Origin of the sequence: Bauldia sp. (assembly GCA_037200845.1) — a bacterium.
Lineage (GTDB): Bacteria > Pseudomonadota > Alphaproteobacteria > Rhizobiales > Kaistiaceae > DASZQY01.
Window position 1 is genome coordinate 2669086 of the sequence record JBBCGQ010000001.1, and the last position, 15716, is coordinate 2684801.

At 66.1% G+C, this 15716-nt stretch carries 11 protein-coding genes, 3 pseudogenes and 1 riboswitch; of the genes and pseudogenes, 8 read left to right on the forward strand and 6 right to left on the reverse strand.

What is annotated here, in order from left to right; translation table 11 throughout:
- Positions 1-3: 3 nt before the first annotated feature.
- The 4 genes from WDM94_13310 to WDM94_13325 form a co-directional block, all read right to left on the reverse strand.
- Positions 4-1248, reverse strand: coding sequence for a cytochrome b N-terminal domain-containing protein (locus WDM94_13310; protein ID MEJ0013571.1), 1245 nt, complete (start codon positions 1246-1248; stop codon positions 4-6).
- A gap of 20 nt (positions 1249-1268) precedes the next feature.
- On the reverse strand, positions 1269-1838 hold the full coding sequence (gene petA / locus WDM94_13315) for a ubiquinol-cytochrome c reductase iron-sulfur subunit (GenBank protein ID MEJ0013572.1): 570 nt from the start codon (positions 1836-1838) through the stop codon (positions 1269-1271).
- Between the two features lie 315 nt (positions 1839-2153).
- The gene (locus WDM94_13320; GenBank protein MEJ0013573.1) at positions 2154-4052 is read right to left on the reverse strand and encodes an ABC transporter ATP-binding protein; all 1899 of its coding nucleotides are present in this window, start codon (positions 4050-4052) and stop codon (positions 2154-2156) included.
- A 76-nt stretch (positions 4053-4128) separates the two neighbouring features.
- Positions 4129-5979: an ABC transporter ATP-binding protein gene (locus WDM94_13325; GenBank protein MEJ0013574.1), complete on the reverse strand. Its 1851-nt coding sequence runs from the start codon at positions 5977-5979 to the stop codon at positions 4129-4131.
- A gap of 484 nt (positions 5980-6463) precedes the next feature.
- Here WDM94_13325 and WDM94_13330 point away from each other — a divergent pair, with 484 nt between their 5' ends.
- The gene (locus WDM94_13330; GenBank protein MEJ0013575.1) at positions 6464-7066 is read left to right on the forward strand and encodes a sugar O-acetyltransferase; all 603 of its coding nucleotides are present in this window, start codon (positions 6464-6466) and stop codon (positions 7064-7066) included.
- A 9-nt stretch (positions 7067-7075) separates the two neighbouring features.
- Here WDM94_13330 and WDM94_13335 read toward each other — a convergent pair whose 3' ends face one another.
- Entirely contained in the window at positions 7076-8584 is a 1509-nt protein-coding gene (locus WDM94_13335; GenBank protein MEJ0013576.1) for an ABC transporter ATP-binding protein, read from the reverse strand.
- A 58-nt stretch (positions 8585-8642) separates the two neighbouring features.
- Positions 8643-8933, reverse strand: a complete 291-nt coding sequence (locus tag WDM94_13340; GenBank protein MEJ0013577.1) for a hypothetical protein — start codon at positions 8931-8933, stop codon at positions 8643-8645.
- Positions 8934-8943: 10 nt separating this feature from the next.
- Here WDM94_13340 and WDM94_13345 point away from each other — a divergent pair, with 10 nt between their 5' ends.
- From WDM94_13345 to WDM94_13375, 7 genes and pseudogenes are all read left to right on the forward strand, one after another.
- Positions 8944-9417 carry a tRNA (cytidine(34)-2'-O)-methyltransferase gene (locus tag WDM94_13345; GenBank protein MEJ0013578.1) on the forward strand — a complete coding sequence of 158 codons (474 nt, stop codon included), beginning with the start codon at positions 8944-8946 and terminating at the stop codon, positions 9415-9417.
- 179 nt (positions 9418-9596) lie between these two features.
- Positions 9597-9707, forward strand: a riboswitch (guanidine-I (ykkC/yxkD leader).
- Positions 9708-9852: 145 nt separating this feature from the next.
- Positions 9853-10878, forward strand: a complete 1026-nt coding sequence (locus tag WDM94_13350) for a putative urea ABC transporter substrate-binding protein (GenBank protein MEJ0013579.1) — start codon at positions 9853-9855, stop codon at positions 10876-10878.
- A gap of 174 nt (positions 10879-11052) precedes the next feature.
- Positions 11053-11875, forward strand: a pseudogene (locus tag WDM94_13355) (ABC transporter permease).
- A pseudogene (locus WDM94_13360) lies at positions 11872-12653 on the forward strand (ABC transporter ATP-binding protein). Before WDM94_13355 ends, WDM94_13360 begins: the two co-directional pseudogenes overlap by 4 nt.
- Positions 12650-13859: pseudogene (locus WDM94_13365) on the forward strand (agmatinase family protein). The pseudogenes WDM94_13360 and WDM94_13365 overlap by 4 nt, the downstream one beginning before the upstream one ends.
- Position 13860: 1 nt before the next feature.
- Complete coding sequence (locus tag WDM94_13370) at positions 13861-14325, forward strand: hypothetical protein (protein MEJ0013580.1); 465 nt, start codon at positions 13861-13863, stop codon at positions 14323-14325.
- A gap of 189 nt (positions 14326-14514) precedes the next feature.
- Positions 14515-15714 carry an NAD-dependent formate dehydrogenase gene (locus tag WDM94_13375; protein ID MEJ0013581.1) on the forward strand — a complete coding sequence of 400 codons (1200 nt, stop codon included), beginning with the start codon at positions 14515-14517 and terminating at the stop codon, positions 15712-15714.
- The last annotated feature ends 2 nt before the right edge of the window (positions 15715-15716 follow it).

Consider the following 15716-nt stretch of genomic DNA (forward strand, 5'->3'; position numbering starts at 1 on the left):
GGATCAGACCTTCGCCGCGGCGGCAGCATTCTTCGCCAGCACCGCCTCGGTGATGCTGGTCGGCAGCGCCTTCGGCCGCTCGAGCAGTCCCACCACCGGCATGATGACCAGGAAGAACGCGAAGTAGTAGACCGTGAGGATGCGCGCCGCGATGACGAAGCCGCCCTCCGGAGGCTGCGAGCCGAGGTAGCCGAGGCCGATCGCGCAGATGACGAAGATCCAGAAGAACTGGCGGTAGATCGGGCGGAAGGTCGCCGAGCGCACGCGCGATGTGTCGAGCCAGGGCAGGAAGGCAAGCACCGCGATCGCCGAGAACATGGCGACGACGCCGAACAGCTTGTCCGGAATGGCGCGCAGGATTGCGTAGAACGGCAGCAGGTACCATTCCGGCACGATGTGCGCCGGCGTCTGCAGCGGGTTGGCCGGAATGTAGTTGTCGGGCTCGCCGGTGTAGTTCGGCACGTAGAACACCAGCCAGGCGAACAGCAGCAGGAAGACGCTGAGGCCGAAGAAATCCTTGATCGTGTAGTACGGGTGGAACGGCACCGTGTCCTGGCCGCTCTTCACATCGACGCCGGTCGGATTGCCGTTGCCGGGAATGTGCAGCGCCCAGATGTGCAGCACGACCACGCCGGCGATCATGAACGGCAAGAGGTAGTGCAGCGCGTAGAAGCGGTTGAGCGTCGGGTTGTCGATCGCGAACCCGCCGATGAGCAGCGTGTGGATCGCGTCGCCGACCAGCGGTATCGCCGAGAACAGGTTGGTGATGACCGTCGCACCCCAGAACGACATCTGCCCCCACGGCAGCACGTAGCCGAAGAAGGCCGTGCCGATCATGAGCAGGAAGATGATGACGCCTAGGATCCAGAGAATCTCGCGCGGCTCCTTGTACGAGCCGTAGTAGAGCCCGCGCAGCATGTGGATGTAGACCGAGAAGAAGAACAGCGACGCGCCGTTGGCGTGCAGATAGCGGATCAGCCAGCCGTAGTTCACGTCGCGCATGATGTGCTCGACCGAATCCATCGCCAGGTTGGCGTTCGGCGTGTAGTTCATGGCGAGCACGACACCGGTGACGATCTGCGCCACCAGCATGAAGACGAGGATGGCGCCGAAGTTCCACCAGTAGTTCAGGTTCTTCGGCGTCGGATAGGCGACGAACGACGGATATATGAAGCCGACGATCGGCAGCCGCGCCTCGAACCATTTGGCGAAGCCGCTTTTCGGGGTGTAGGTCGAATGTCCGTCCATGGTCTGTCGCCCGCCCCGCCTCAGCCGATCAGGATCGTGGTGTCGGTAGTGAAGGAATACTTCGGCACCTCGAGATTTTGCGGCGCCGGCCCCTGCCGGATGCGCCCGGCGGTGTCGTACTGCGAGCCGTGGCACGGGCAGAACCAGCCGCCGTAGAGGCCCTGCTGCCCGAGCGGCACACAGCCCAGGTGCGTGCATACGCCCAGCATGATCAGCCAGTTTTCCTTGCCCGAGGCAGAACGGTTGTCGTCGGTCGCCATGGCGTTCGCCGGCAGATTGTCGTTGCGCGCCACCGGATCCTTGAGGTCGGACAGCGCCACCGCCTTGGCATCGGAAATTTCCTTGGCCGTGCGGTTGCGGATGAACACCGGCTTGCCGCGCCATTTTACGGTGATCGACTCGCCCTCGCCGACGGCGGCGATATCGACTTCGATGGTCGCCAGCGCCAGCGCCGCCTGATCGGGATTCATCTGGTCGACCAGCGGCCAGGCGACGAGCGCAGCGCCCACGACACCAACGGCGCCGGTGGCGATATAGAGAAAGTCGCGGCGGGAGGGTTCCGGCTTGTCCCCGTGCGGGGCGGTGCCGATGATGGTTTCAGTCGCCAAGACAGCTCCTAAGCCCCGAATCCAGCGCCAGAAAGGCCCGCCGGGTCGCGGATTGTTTAGCGACCCGGCTTAGGACTTGTCCAGAGTAGCCGGGCCGAATGCGCACATTGTCGCGGTTTTGGGGGGATTGGGCCAGCCCGCTGACCCGCTCGCGGCGAAGCGCCGCTCCCTCTGCCCGCTCGTCCCCGCGAAAACGGGGACCCAGGTGTTCCGCTTGAGAGTCGCGGGGATATGCAACAGCCGCCGTCCCTATCCTCCTAGGCCCCGCTTTCGCAGGGAGGAGCGGAGGGAGATGCCCTACTCCGCCGCCGCGGTCTCCACATACGGCGCCGGCCCCGCCTCGGCCCGCTCCGGCGCCGGATCAAGGAAGCCGCCCGACTGCCGGCTCCACAGCGAAGCGTAGAGGCCGCCCTGGCGGACGAGGTCGGCGTGCTTGCCCATTTCCACGATCTGGCCGTGGTCGAGCACGACCAGCCGGTCCATCGCCGCGATGGTCGACAGCCGGTGGGCAATGGCGATGACGGTCTTGCCGACCATCAGGCGGTAGAAGCTTTCCTGGATCGCCGCCTCGACTTCCGAATCGAGCGCCGAGGTCGCCTCGTCGAGCACCAGGATCGGCGCGTCCTTGAGAAGCACGCGCGCGATGGCGACGCGCTGGCGCTGGCCGCCGGAAAGTTTCGCGCCGCGCTCGCCGACGTGCGCGTCGAAGCCGATGCGGCCGTAGTGGTCGGACAGGCCCGGCACGAAGCCGTCGGCATGCGCCTGCCGCGCCGCCTCGATCATCGCATCGTCGCCCGCTTCCGGCTTGCCGTAGAGGATGTTGTCGCGGATCGAGCGGTGCAGCAGCGAGGTGTCCTGCGTGATCAGGCCGATCTGGGCGCGCAGCGAATCCTGCGACACCTGCGCGATGTCCTGCCCGTCGATGACGATGCGCCCGCCCTCGAGGTCGTAGAAGCGCAGCAGCAGGTTGGCGATAGTCGACTTGCCGGCGCCCGAGCGGCCGACCAGCCCGACCTTCTCGCCGGGCTTTATGGTCAGCGACAGGTTCTCGATGATGCCGCTCTTGCGGCCGTAGTGGAACGTGACGTTCTCGAAGCGGATTTCGCCCTTGGTCACCTTCATCTCGCCGGCGCGCGGCTTGTCGACGAGCTCTTGCGGGCGGGCGATCGTCTCCATGCCTTCCTGCACGGCGCCGACGTTGTCGAAGATGCCGATCGAGGTCCACATGATCCAGCCCGACATCGTCGCGATGCGGAAGGCGAGCCCCGCCGCGATGGTCAGCGCGCCGAGCGTCATGGCGCCATGCGCCCACAGCACGACGCCGAGCGCCGCGGTGCCGCCGATCAGCAGCCCGTTCATGATGACCACCGACGTCGACATCGCGGTGATCATGCGCGTCGAGCGCTGGAACTTCTTCTGGTGGTCGCTGACGGCATCCAGTGCGTAGTCGTCCTCGCGCGAGGTGTGCGCGAACAGCTTCACGGTCTGGATGTTGGTGTAGCTATCGACGATGCGCCCGGTGAGCATCGAGCGCGCTTCCGACACGATCACCGAGCGTTCGCGGATACGCGGCACGAAATAGTAGAGCACGAAGACGAAGCAGACGATCCAGATCGCCAGCGGCACCGTCAGCCACAACTGGATCTGCCCGAACAGCACCAGCGAGCTGATCGAGTAGATCGTGACGAACCACAGCGCGTCGCACACCTGCACGACGGATTCGCGCAAGGCCGGCCCGGTCTGGATGATCTTGGAAGCGATGCGGCCGGCAAAATCGTTGGTGAAGAAACCGACGGTCTGCCGCAGCACATAGCGGTGCGTCTGCCAGCGCACGAGATTGGTGAACGACGGCGCCAGCGACTGCTGCACGAGCAGGTCGTGCAGGATGTTGAACACCGGCCGCGCCAGCACCACGACGAACGCCATCCACGCGAACGTCCAGCCATAGTCGCGCAGCATGTTCTGCGGCGTCGTGTGGCTGAGCATGTCGACCAGGTCGCCGGCGTAGCGGAAGATCGACACCTCGATCAGCGACACGAACAGCCCGACGAACATGAGCGCGACCAGCACCGGCCACACCTGCTTGGTGTAGTGCCAGTAGAAGGCATAGAGCGCCGGCGGTGGCATGCTCGGGTCATGCCGCCGGAAGGGGTCGATGAGGCTTTCGAAGAAACCGGTGATCGATCGAAAAATCATGGGAAATCAGCCGTCGTCCGAAGGTCGCGATAGAGACCCAACCGGGCGGCTTTGCAACCGCCCGGCGGGAAATGCGTTATTCCGCCGCCTGCCCGATCGCTTCCGGATCGAGGAAACCGCCCGACTGGCGGCTCCATAACGAGGCGTAGAGGCCGTTGTTGCGCAGCAGTTCGTCGTGCCGGCCGACTTCGACCACGCGGCCCTTATCGAGCACGACGAGGCGATCCATGGCGGCGATGGTCGACAGGCGGTGCGCGATCGCGATGACGGTCTTGCCGGCCATCAGGCCGTAAAGCGTCTCCTGGATCGCCGCCTCGATTTCCGAATCGAGCGCCGAGGTCGCTTCGTCGAGGATGAGGATCGGCGCATTCTTCAGGAAGATGCGCGCGATCGCGACCCGCTGGCGCTGGCCGCCGCTGAGCTTGATGCCGCGCTCGCCGACGTGGGCGTCGTAGCCGGTGCGTCCCTTCGGGTCGATCAGCGTCTGGATGAACTCGTCGGCGTGGGCGAGCTTCGCCGCCTCGACGATCTCGGCCTCGGTCGCATCCGGCCGGCCGTAGGCGATGTTCTCGCGCACCGAGCGATGCAGCAGCGAGGTGTCCTGTGTCACCATGCCGATCTGCCGGCGGAGCGACTCCTGCGTCACCGACGCGATGTCCTGCCCGTCGATGCGGATATGGCCACCCTCGAGGTCGTAGAAACGCAAGAGCAGGTTGACCAGCGTCGACTTGCCGGCGCCCGAACGGCCGACCAGGCCGATCTTCTCGCCGGGGTGAATGGTCAGCGAGAAATCCTCGATCACCTTCGTCGCGCGGCCGTAGTGGAAGCGGGCGTGGTCGAATTCGACGACGCCCTGCGACACGACGAGTTCCTTTGCCCCGGCCTTGTCGAGGATGGAGACCGGCTTGGTCAGCATGCCCATGCCGTCCTCGACCGTGCCGATCGACTCGAACAGGCCGGCGACCTCCCACAGGATCCACTGCGACATGGACCGCAGCCGCATCACGAGGCTGATCGCGATGGTGATGCCGCCGACGGTGACGAACGACCGCGTCCACCCGTATATCGACAGGCCGGCGACGGCCGCGACCAGCGCCGAGTTCATCACCGTCAGGTAGAGCGACAGGCTGGTGAACATGCGGCCCTGCCGCTGCACGGTGACCAGGAACTCGTTCATCGCGTCGCGGGCGTAGCCCTGCTCGCGGTCGGTATGGGCGAACAGCTTCACCGTCTGGATGTTGGTGTAGCTATCGACGACGCGACCGGTCATCTGCGCCCGCGCATCGGCCTGCTGCTCGCCGACCTTGCCGAGTCGCGGCACGAACCACGCGATCAGCCCGATGTAGGCGGCGAGCCACACGACCAGGATCGCGACCATCCACAGATCGCTCTGCCCGAGAAGGAACACCGTGCCGATGAAGTAGGTGATGATGTAGACACCGACGTCGACGACCTTGGTGACGGTGTCGCGCACGGCCAGCGCCGTCTGCATCACCTTCTGCGAAACGCGGCCGGCGAATTCGTCGTTGAAGAACGACAGCGACTGCCCGAGCATCTGGCGATGCGCGCGCCAGCGCACCAGCATCGGATAGACGCCGAACGTCGTCTGGAACTGGAACAGCGAGGCAAACAGCGTCAGCGCCGGCACGGCGATGAGCACGACCAGCCCCCAGAACCAGAGCTGGCCGCCGTACTGCGCGACGAACCCGGCGCGGTCCGCCTTGCCCATCCAGTCGATCAGGTCGCCGGAAAACTGGATGAAGCCGATCTCGACCACCGACAGAATCGCCGTCAGCAGCGCCATCAGCGCCAGGTAGGGCAGCGCCGGGCGCGAATAGTAATAGAGGAACGCCAGCAGCTTGCCCGGCGGACGCGTACCGTCCTCCGGCGGATAGGGCGAGATCAGGGTTTCGAAGAAACGAAACAAGGCGAAGCTCCAGGTGGCAGGCGGCTCTGACTAACCGCCGGCGCGGCCGGATCTGGTCAGCAGAAATGCGGACGACGAAGCGCCCCCGGCGGGGCCGGTGGCTTTAGGGTGGATAGCGGCAAGTCGTTGACGGGCGCCTGTTTAGGGCAGTTTCACCCAGGATACCAGAGCCGCCCTGCCCCAGGGCCCGGACTACCGCCGCGCGTGGCAAACGGGCCACAACCGGCCCGCCGACTCGCCCTTCGAGCCAAACAAACGGTGGAGAGCCGTAACAGCGCGGGGTAGTACGCTAAACACCACCCACCGGTTGTAGGCGCGGTCTGTGAGGCTGTGGCGACAACCCCAACGTCTTCGTCGTCGGCAAACGGCTCATAGTCGCGTCCGAGGTGCTGTTCCCGACCGCGTCGGACAAGGTCGAAGCGGCACAACGGCGAGTTGACACTGCCGGTGCGCGCTGCCTCACTCCCTGAAAACGGGGGGAGCGATGGCGGACGGAGACAACGGCGTAACCTGGCTCGATCGCGTCCGGCGCGGCGAGCACTTCGAGATGCCCGACCCGACCCTGATCGCGGACCTGATCAAGACGCGAGCCCTGGTCGATCGCTTCAACGCCCTGCCCGTCAGCGAGTTCGACCAGCGCACCGAGTTGATGCGGCAGTTTTTCGGCAAGGTCGGCACCAACGTGCTCGTGATGCCCGGGCTCAACATGGACGTCGGCGTCAACATCTCGATCGGCAACGACGTCTTCATCAACGTGAACAGCACGTTCCTCGCGGCATTTCCGGTCACCATCGGCAACGGCGTCGCGATGGGTCCCTCGGTGATGATCATGGCATCGGGGCATCCGCCGCGCGCCGCCGATCGCAAACGCCGCGATCCGGTCACCGGGCAGACGAAGGAAGTCACCATCGGCGCGCCCATCGTCATCGGCGACGACGTGTGGATCGGCGCCGGCGTCATCGTGCTGCCCGGCGTCACTATCGGCGCCCGCTGCACCATCGGCGCGGGCAGCGTCGTCACCAAATCGATCCCGCCGGACATGCTCGCCTACGGCAACCCCTGCCGGCCGGTGCGCAGCCTCGCCTAGCGCGGAGCGCTACTCCGCCGCCGCGGCCGGCTGCACCTCATCGAGGCCAAGGAAGCCGCCCGACTGGCGATGCCAGAGCTGGGCGTAGAGGCCGCCGAGGCGCAGCAGCTCCTGATGCGTACCGGTCTCGACGATCTTGCCCTTGTCCATGACCACGAGGCGGTCGAGCACCGCGATGGTCGACAGGCGGTGGGCGATGGCGATGACGGTGCGATCCTTCATCAGGCCGTAGAGCTGGTCCTGGATGGTCGCCTCGACCTCGGAGTCCAGCGCCGAGGTCGCCTCGTCGAGGATCAGGATCGGCGCGTCCTTGAGCAGCAGCCGCGCGATCGCGACGCGCTGGCGCTGGCCGCCGGAAAGCTTCACGCCGCGCTCGCCGACGTGCGCGTCATAGGCCGATCGGCCGTTGAGATCGTGCAAGGACCGGATGAATTCGTCGGCTTCCGCCCGCTTCGCCGCGTCCGCGATTTCGGCGTCGCTGGCGCCCGGCTTGCCGTAGCGGATGTTGTCGCGGATCGAGCGATGCAGCAGCGAGGTGTCCTGCGTCACCACGCCGATATTGGCGCGGAGCGACTCCTGCGTGACGTGCGCAACGTCCTGCCCGTCGATGGTGATCTTCCCGCCTTCCACGTCGTAAAAACGCAAGAGCAGATTGACCAGCGTCGACTTGCCCGCGCCGGATCGCCCGACCAGGCCGACCCGCTCGCCGGGCTTCACCGTCAGCGACAGATGATCGATGACGCCGCCCGGCCGCCCATAGTGGAAAGAGACGTCGTCGAACCTGATCTCGCCGTGCGCCACGGCCAGCGGCTGGGCGTCAGCGGCATCGACGACGGAATACGGCCGGCTGATCGTCTGCATGCCGTTCTGCACCGTACCGACGCTCTCGAACAGCGACGTGATCGTGCGGATGATCATGCCCGACATCTGGTTGAGCCGGATGACCAGCGAGGTCGCGAGCGCGATCGAGCCGACGCTGATCGCCGACACCGACCACAGCCACAGCGCCAGCCCGCCGATGCCGAAGATCAGCAGCGAGTTCAGCACCGTCAGCGTGATCTGCAGGTTGGCGACCGTCTCGGCGAACCTGCGGTAGGCGTCGAGATGGATGCGGAAGCCTTCGTAGGCGAAGGCATCCTCACGCTCGGCATGCGCAAACAGTTTCACCGACTGGATGTTGGAGTAGCCGTCGACGATCCGGCCCGACAGGCCGGAGTTCGCTTCCGCCACGGCCGCCGAGCGAGCCCGCACCGGCGGGATCAGGTAGACGATCACCAGCACGTAGCCGACGGTCCACAGCGCAATCGGCGCGATCAGCCACGCGTCGATGCCGACGAACAGCCACAGCGTGCCGCCGACATAGATGATAAGCGTCCAGATGCCGTCGATGAGGCCGTTGACGGTGTCGCGGAGCGAGGGCCCGGTCTGCAGCACCTTCTGCGCAATGCGCCCGGCGAAGTCGTTCTGGAAAAACGCCAGCGACTGGCGCAGCACGTAACGATAGCTCTGCCAGCGCACCGAGAAGGTAAGCGCCGCATCAGGCCGAGCTGGCCGAACGAACGCGACAGCAGCGCGTTCAGCGGCCGCAGCAGCACACGATGACCAGCGCCATGCCGAGCAGCTCGGGCCAATAGGTGGCGAAGAACGTGACCTTCGGCCCCTCGGTGGCGCGGTCTACGAGCCAGCCGAGGAACACGAAAATGCTCATCTCGGTCACCGCCGTGACCAGCGAAATCAAGAGGACGATGACGATCGTCCCGCGCACCGGCATCAGGAAATGGCGGTAGAAGGCAAGCAGCGTATCCGGCGGGCGCGTGACAGGAGTCTCGACCAGCGGCAGGATCAGGCGTTCAAACCAGCGTCTCATGCCAACCGCGATGCCTTCCCTAGCCCTTTACCAGCCGGATATTCCGCAGAACGCGGGCAACATGCTGCGTCTCTGCGCGTGTCTCGCCGTGGAGGTTCACATCATCGAACCGGCGGGATTTGACCTTTCCGACCGCGCGCTGAAGCGGGCCGGCATGGACTATCTGGCGCATGTGAACCCAGTTCGCCACCTCAGCTTTGGCGAATTCGAGGAATGGCGGAAGGCGAAGGGCCGCCGCCTTGTACTTCTCACGACGCGGAGCGCCAAACCTTACGCCGATTTCATCTTCGCCAAGGACGATGTGATCCTGGTCGGGCGGGAGAGCGCCGGAGTCCCGGACGCGGTGCATGAGGCCGCGGACGCCCGGCTGGTGATCCCGATGGCGCCGTGGTTGCGGTCGCTCAACGTATCTACCGCCGCCGCGATAGTGTTGGGCGAGGCGCTGCGGCAGACGGGTGGATTTCCGGTCATGCCCAACAAATGAGCGTGCGGCGCATCGTTTAGCCAAGCGGCTGCACCGTGCCCCTCCACCGCCTTCGGCGGTCCCCCTCCCCCGTTGCACGGGGAGGACCAGCCCGGGCCTCCGGTGCTCCCCCGTTCAGGGGGGAGCTGTCGGCGTAGCCGACTGAGGGGGCTTGGCATCCTTCTTGCGAATTCCATCCCGTGCAGAGCGTCTAGGGTTCCGGTTGCCATGCTCGGCAATGCTGGTCCGAGAGACGCGGCTCGCGCGCTGCCCGCGCTGCGAGAACACGGCGGGCCAAAATCCCGGGAGGTCACTGCACGGGTTTGCTGAGCGCGAGCCCGCCTCCCGTCCGTGCTCGGCAAACTTCGCTTGTGATGGGCCGTCCGGCCGCAACCGATCGAAGGAGCCTTCCCGATGCAGTCCAAGTTTCTGAAATTCGCGCTCGCCGCGGCAGTGATGACCGCCGGCATGGCGACGCATAGCGCCTTCGCCGAGGCCAAGAAGGAATTCAACATCGCCTGGTCGATCTACGTCGGCTGGATGCCGTGGCCCTACGCCGCCGACGCCGGCATCGTGAAGAAGTGGGCCGACAAGTACGGCATCACCATCAACATCACGCAGATCAACGACTATGTGGAGTCGCTCAACCAGTACACCGCCGGCAAGTTCGATGGCGTCACCGTCGCCTCGATGGACGCGCTGACCATACCCGCCGCCGGCGGTGTCGACACCAGCGCCATCATCATGGGCGACTATTCCAACGGCAACGACGGCATCGTGCTGAAGGATGGCAAGACGCTCGCCGACATCAAGGGCCGCGACATCAACATCGTCGAGTTTTCCGTGTCGCACTACCTGCTGGCGCGCGGCCTCGACACGGTCGGTTTGACCGAGAAGGACGTGAAGACGGTCAACACCTCCGACGTCGATATCGTCGCCGCCTTCAAGTCGCCGGACTCCAAGGCCGTCGTCACCTGGAACCCGCAGCTTCAGGAAGTGAAAGCCGAACCGACCGCCACTGAGGTGTTCGACTCCAGCAAGATCCCCGGCGAGATCGAGGACCTGCTCGTCGTGAATACGGAGACGCTGAAGGACAACCCCGACCTCGGCAAGGCGCTGGCCGGCGCCTGGTACGAGACGCTGGCGCTCGTCACCGCCGACACGCCGGAAGGCAAGGCGGCCCGCGAGGCCATGGGCAAGTTGTCCGGCACCGACCTCGCCGGCTACGAGTCGCAGTTGAAGACGACGTTCCTCTTCGACAAGCCGGCCGACGCGGTGAAGTTCACCACCAGCCCGGACCTCGTGAAGATCCAGGACCTCGTGCGGAAATTCTCGTTCGATCACCAGTTGCTCGGTACCGGCGCCACCTCGCCCGACGTCGTCGGCATCGAGATGCCCGCCGGCACGCTCGGCGACCCGAAGAATATCAAGCTGCGGTTTGATCCGACGTACATGCAGTTGGCGGCCGACGGGAAGCTCTAGAAACGTGGCCACCGGTGAGGTTGCCCCCTCCACCATGCCGCGCATGGTCCCCCTCCCCCGCTTCGCAGGGGAGGATCGCCAAGCGGCGCCTCCGGTGCTCCCCCGTTTACGGGGGAGCTGTCGGCAAAGCCGACTGAGGGGGCACGCCGCAGCAAGGACGCCGGAGGACCAGCCATCCACCGCCTGATGAACATAGTCCCCACTCGCGGCACGCGGGTGGGCTGGCGCTGCTCCCGTTCCTGCTGATCGTGCTGGTCTACATGGTCGGCTCGGCCGAGCGGCGCGCGGCGAACCCGAACGACAAGATCCTGCCGCCGATTTCGGAAATGGCGGAGAGGCGTCAAGCGGCTGGCGTTCGAGCCTGACCAGCGCACCGGCGACTACATCCTCTGGGCCGACACCGCCTCGAGCCTGCAGCGCCTGCTGATCGGCCTCGGCATCGCCACCGCGATCGGCCTCACCCTCGGCCTCGCGCTCGGCGTGCTGCCGATTGTCGATGCGACGTTCCGCCCGGTGGTGGCGGCGATCTGCCTGATCCCGCCGATGGCGATGCTGCCGATATTGTTCATCGTCTTCGGATTGGGCGACCTCTCCAAGGTCGTGCTGATCGTCTTCGGCGTGGCCCCGTTCCTGACCCGTGACATGGCGTTTGCCGTCGAGCGCCTGCCGCGCGAACAGTTGATCAAGGCGCAGACGCTTGGCGCCTCGACCTGGCAGGTCGCGATCCGCGTCGTGCTGCCGCAGATCATGCCGCGACTGATCGAGGGCGTGCGCCTGTCGCTCGGCCCGGCGTTCCTGTTTCTGATTTCGGCCGAAGCGATCGCCGCCGACACCGGCCTTGGCTACCGCATCTTCCTCGTCCGCCGCTACCCTCGCGATGGACGTGATCCTGCCTTACGTCGCGTGGATCACGCTGATTGCCTACCTCATGGACTTCGCGCTCTCGAAGCTGTCGCAGAAAGGCTTCGCCTGGGCGCACGTCGAGGAGCGGCGATGAGCGCCATCGCCATCCGCGACGTCTGGGTCGAGTACGGCGACCAGGTCGTACTGGAGCGGATCAATCTCGACATCGCCGAGGGCGCGTTCCTGTCGGTGGTCGGCCCCTCCGGCGCCGGCAAGAGCACGTTCCTGCGGCTGATTCTTGGCCAGGAACGGCCGACGCGCGGCACGATAAAACTCGACGGCAAGCCGCTGCCCGGCGAGCCGGGGCCGGATCGCGTCGTCTTCCAGCGCTACTCGGGTGTTCCCGCATCTGACGGTGCTGCGCAACGTGCTCATCGGATTCGAGTTCGAGCGCAGTCCCCTCCTCGCGCGCCTTCGCGGTCCCGACCGTAAGGACGCCATCGCCGAGTGCGACGCGCTGATCGAGGCGGTCGGCCTCATGCCCCATCGCGACAAGTATCCGCGGCGCTGTCGGGCGGCATGCAGCAGCGCCTCGCCATCGCGCAGGCGCTGGCCAAGCGGCCGAAGGTGCTGCTGCTCGACGAGCCGTTCGGCGCGCTTGATCCCGGTACGCGCGCGCAAATGCATGCCCTGATCAAGCCGCTGTGGGCCGAGCACAGGATCACCGTCATCCTCGTGACCCACGACATCAAGGAAGCCTTCGCGCTCGGCACCCGGCTGGTGGCGCTGAACCATTACCGCGCCGATCCGCAGGCACCCGGCCGCTACGCGCCACCATCACCTACGACTTCGATCTCAACCCGAACTCGCCGGTGCCCGTGCTGTTCGGGCCGGCGAAGAACAACGACAAGAGCAGAGGAGCGATCCAATGATAGAGCGACAGCGGGAGCATGTATCGCGAAAGGCCGGCGCATTCGCCCCGCCGCAACGCGAGCGCCGCCACCACCCCGATTTCAACGCGCGCGAGACTCAAGGGTGGAAGGCGATCGAGGCGGAGGACAAGCTGTCCGGCAAGGGCTGGCGCCGCGAGCAGCAATGGGCGCTCGACATGGGGCCTGCCCGGCTCGGATTCGCTCACCGACAAGATGATCCCGACGTTCGCGCGCGGCGAGCTCCCGCACTTCGCCGGCATCAACACGTTCCTCAAGGCGCCCTACGTCGAGAACGTCCGCGACGTCGCCAAGTACGACGCGGCGGTCATGGGCATCCCCTTCGATTCCGGCACCACCTACCGGCCGGGCACGCGCTTCGGGCCGCAGGGCATCCGCCGCATCTCCGCACTCTACACGCCCTACAACTACGAACTGGGCGTCGACCTCCGCGAGCAGATGACGCTGTGCGACGTCGGCGACGTGTTCACCATTCCCGCGAACCTCGAGAAGAGCTTCGACCAGATCTCGAAGGGCGTCAGCCACGTCTTCTCGTCGGGCGCCCTGCCCCTGATGCTCGGCGGCGATCATTCGATCGGCTTTCCGTGCGTACGCGGCATCGCCCAATGCACATCGAAGAAAATTGGCATCATCCATTTCGACCGCCACATCGACATCCAGGAGAAGGATCTCGACGAGCGCATGCACACGACGCCCTGGTACTGGGCGACGAATCTCCCGAACGTCTCGCCGACCAATCTCGTCCAGCTCGGCATCGGCGGCTGGCAGGTGCCGCGCCCGGGCGTCGCCGAAGCCGGCAAGCGCCAGACCAACGTGCTGACCATCGCTGACATCGAGCGCATCGGGCTGGAGAAGACGGCCGAGATCGCGCTGGAGCTGGCATGGAAGGACGCCGACGCGGTCTACATTTCTTTCGACGTCGACTCCCTCGACTGCGGCTTCGTTCCCGGCACCGGCTGGCCCGAGCCCGGCGGCTTCCTGCCGCGCGAGGCGCTGAAGATTCTGGGGCTCGTCGCCGCCGAGGGCCTCTGCGGCCTCGAGGTGGTCGAGGTCTCGCCGCCCTACGACACCTCCGACATCACGGCGCTGGTCGGCGTCCGCGTCGTCGTGGAAGCCTTGGGCTCGCTCGTCGCCCATGGGAAGCTAGGGAGCCACAAGGGCATCATCGACAAGCCGGTGAGCTACTGACATGCACGAGGGACATCACCATCACGACCACGGCAACGGCGGCTTCGGCCACAACGGCACCGCCCCCGCCCGCCAGTGGCAGACGCCGCATCTCATCCCCGGCGTCACGGTGCAGGAAGCTGCGCCGCGCGAGCCTGACCTCGATCTGGTCGAGACCGCGTTCGTCGACGCCTTCCCGCGCGCGCCCGACCCGACCAGCTTCCTGCGGCTCGCCGGCGTGCCCTTCGTCGGCGAAGCGGCGGACGGCAAGCGCCTCAGCCTGCTCCGCGTCGAGGTCAGCCAGACCACCGACATCGGCGCGCTGACGCCGCACCTCGGCGGCGCCGGCCACCGCTACGATCCGCTGCCGGCGAAGATGACCTCGCAGCGGCAGAAGCTGGCGCTGGTCTATTTCGACGGCGCCGCCGTCGTGTCGCTGTCGCTGGCCGAGGCCAAGGCGCTGGTGAACCTGACGCCGCCGCGCTGACGACTACCCACCGTTGTCGTCCCCGCGCAGGCGGGGACCCAGTAAACGCTGGTGGTAGTTGGCGGCCCCAGACCGGCATCGCGTTCTTCTTCGCCCGACGGTGTCTACTGGGTCCCCGCCTTCGCGGGGACGACAAGGGAGTGCGGTTCGACATACACTCCCGGCAAAACAAGCCGCCGGGAGGGTGTGATGGCGAAGATTGTGTGCGTGCTCTACGACGATCCGGTCACCGGGTATCCGAAGACGTATGCCCGCGACGGTCTGCCGAAGCTGGACAAATATCCCGGCGGCCAGACGCTGCCGACGCCGAAGGCCATCGACTTCACGCCGGGCGAATTGCTGGGCTCCGTCTCCGGTGCGCTGGGCCTGCGCAAGTTTCTGGAAGGCGCCGGCCACACGCTGGTCGTCACCTCCGACAAGGACGGCCCGAACTCCGCCTTCGAGCGCGAGATCGTAGATGCCGACGTCGTCATCTCGCAGCCCTTCTGGCCGGCGTACCTGACGGCGGAGCGCATCGCCAAGGCACCCAAGCTGAAGCTCGCCGTCACCGCCGGCATCGGCTCCGATCACGTCGACCTGTCCGCCGCCATGGCGCGCGCCATCACGGTCGCCGAGGTCACCTACTGCAACTCGATCAGCGTCGCCGAGCACGTCGTGATGATGATCCTCGGGCTCGTGCGCAACTACATCCCATCATACCAGGTGGTGGTGAACGGCGGCTGGAACATCGCCGACTGCGTCGCCCGCTCCTATGACGTCGAAGGCATGAGCGTCGGCACCGTCGCGGCGGGCCGCATCGGCCTCGCCGTGCTCCACCGGCTGAAGCCGTTCGACATGAAGCTGCACTACACCGACCGCCACCGCCTGCCGGAATCGGTCGAGAAGGAACTCGGCCTCACCTTCCACAAGTCGGCCGCCGACATGGTGCCGCACTGCGACGTGGTGACCATCAATGCGCCGCTCCATCCGGAGACCGAGAACCTGTTCAACGCCAAGCTGATCAACACGATGAAGCGCGGCGCCTATCTCATCAACACGGCGCGCGGCAAGATCGCCAACCGCGACGACGTCGCCGCCGCGCTCCGCTCCGGGCAACTCGCGGGATACGCCGGCGACGTCTGGTTCCCGCAGCCGGCGCCGCAGGACCATCCGTGGCGGACGATGCCGCACCACGGCATGACGCCGCACATCTCCGGCTCCTCGCTGTCGGCGCAGGCGCGCTATGCCGCGGGCACGCGCGAGATACTGGAATGCTGGTTCGACAAGCGCCCGATCCGCGAGGAGTATCTGATCGTCGATGGCGGCAAGCTTGCCGGTACCGGCGCGCATTCCTATTCGTCGGGCAACGCTACCGGCGGCTCGGAGGAAGCGGCGAAGTTCAAGCGGTGAGC

Bases quoted from the DNA above. Each gene is read 5' to 3' on its own strand.
- WDM94_13320 (MEJ0013573.1), bottom strand. From the start codon at position 4,052: ATGATTTTTCGATCGATCACCGGTTTCTTCGAAAGCCTCATCGACCCC.
- WDM94_13310 (MEJ0013571.1), bottom strand. From the start codon at position 1,248: ATGGACGGACATTCGACCTACACCCCGAAAAGCGGCTTCGCCAAATGG.
- WDM94_13375 (MEJ0013581.1), top strand. From the start codon at position 14,515: ATGGCGAAGATTGTGTGCGTGCTCTACGACGATCCGGTCACCGGGTAT.
- WDM94_13345 (MEJ0013578.1), top strand. From the start codon at position 8,944: ATGCCTTCCCTAGCCCTTTACCAGCCGGATATTCCGCAGAACGCGGGC.
- WDM94_13370 (MEJ0013580.1), top strand. From the start codon at position 13,861: ATGCACGAGGGACATCACCATCACGACCACGGCAACGGCGGCTTCGGC.
- WDM94_13330 (MEJ0013575.1), top strand. From the start codon at position 6,464: ATGGCGGACGGAGACAACGGCGTAACCTGGCTCGATCGCGTCCGGCGC.
- WDM94_13350 (MEJ0013579.1), top strand. From the start codon at position 9,853: ATGACCGCCGGCATGGCGACGCATAGCGCCTTCGCCGAGGCCAAGAAG.
- WDM94_13340 (MEJ0013577.1), bottom strand. From the start codon at position 8,933: ATGAGACGCTGGTTTGAACGCCTGATCCTGCCGCTGGTCGAGACTCCT.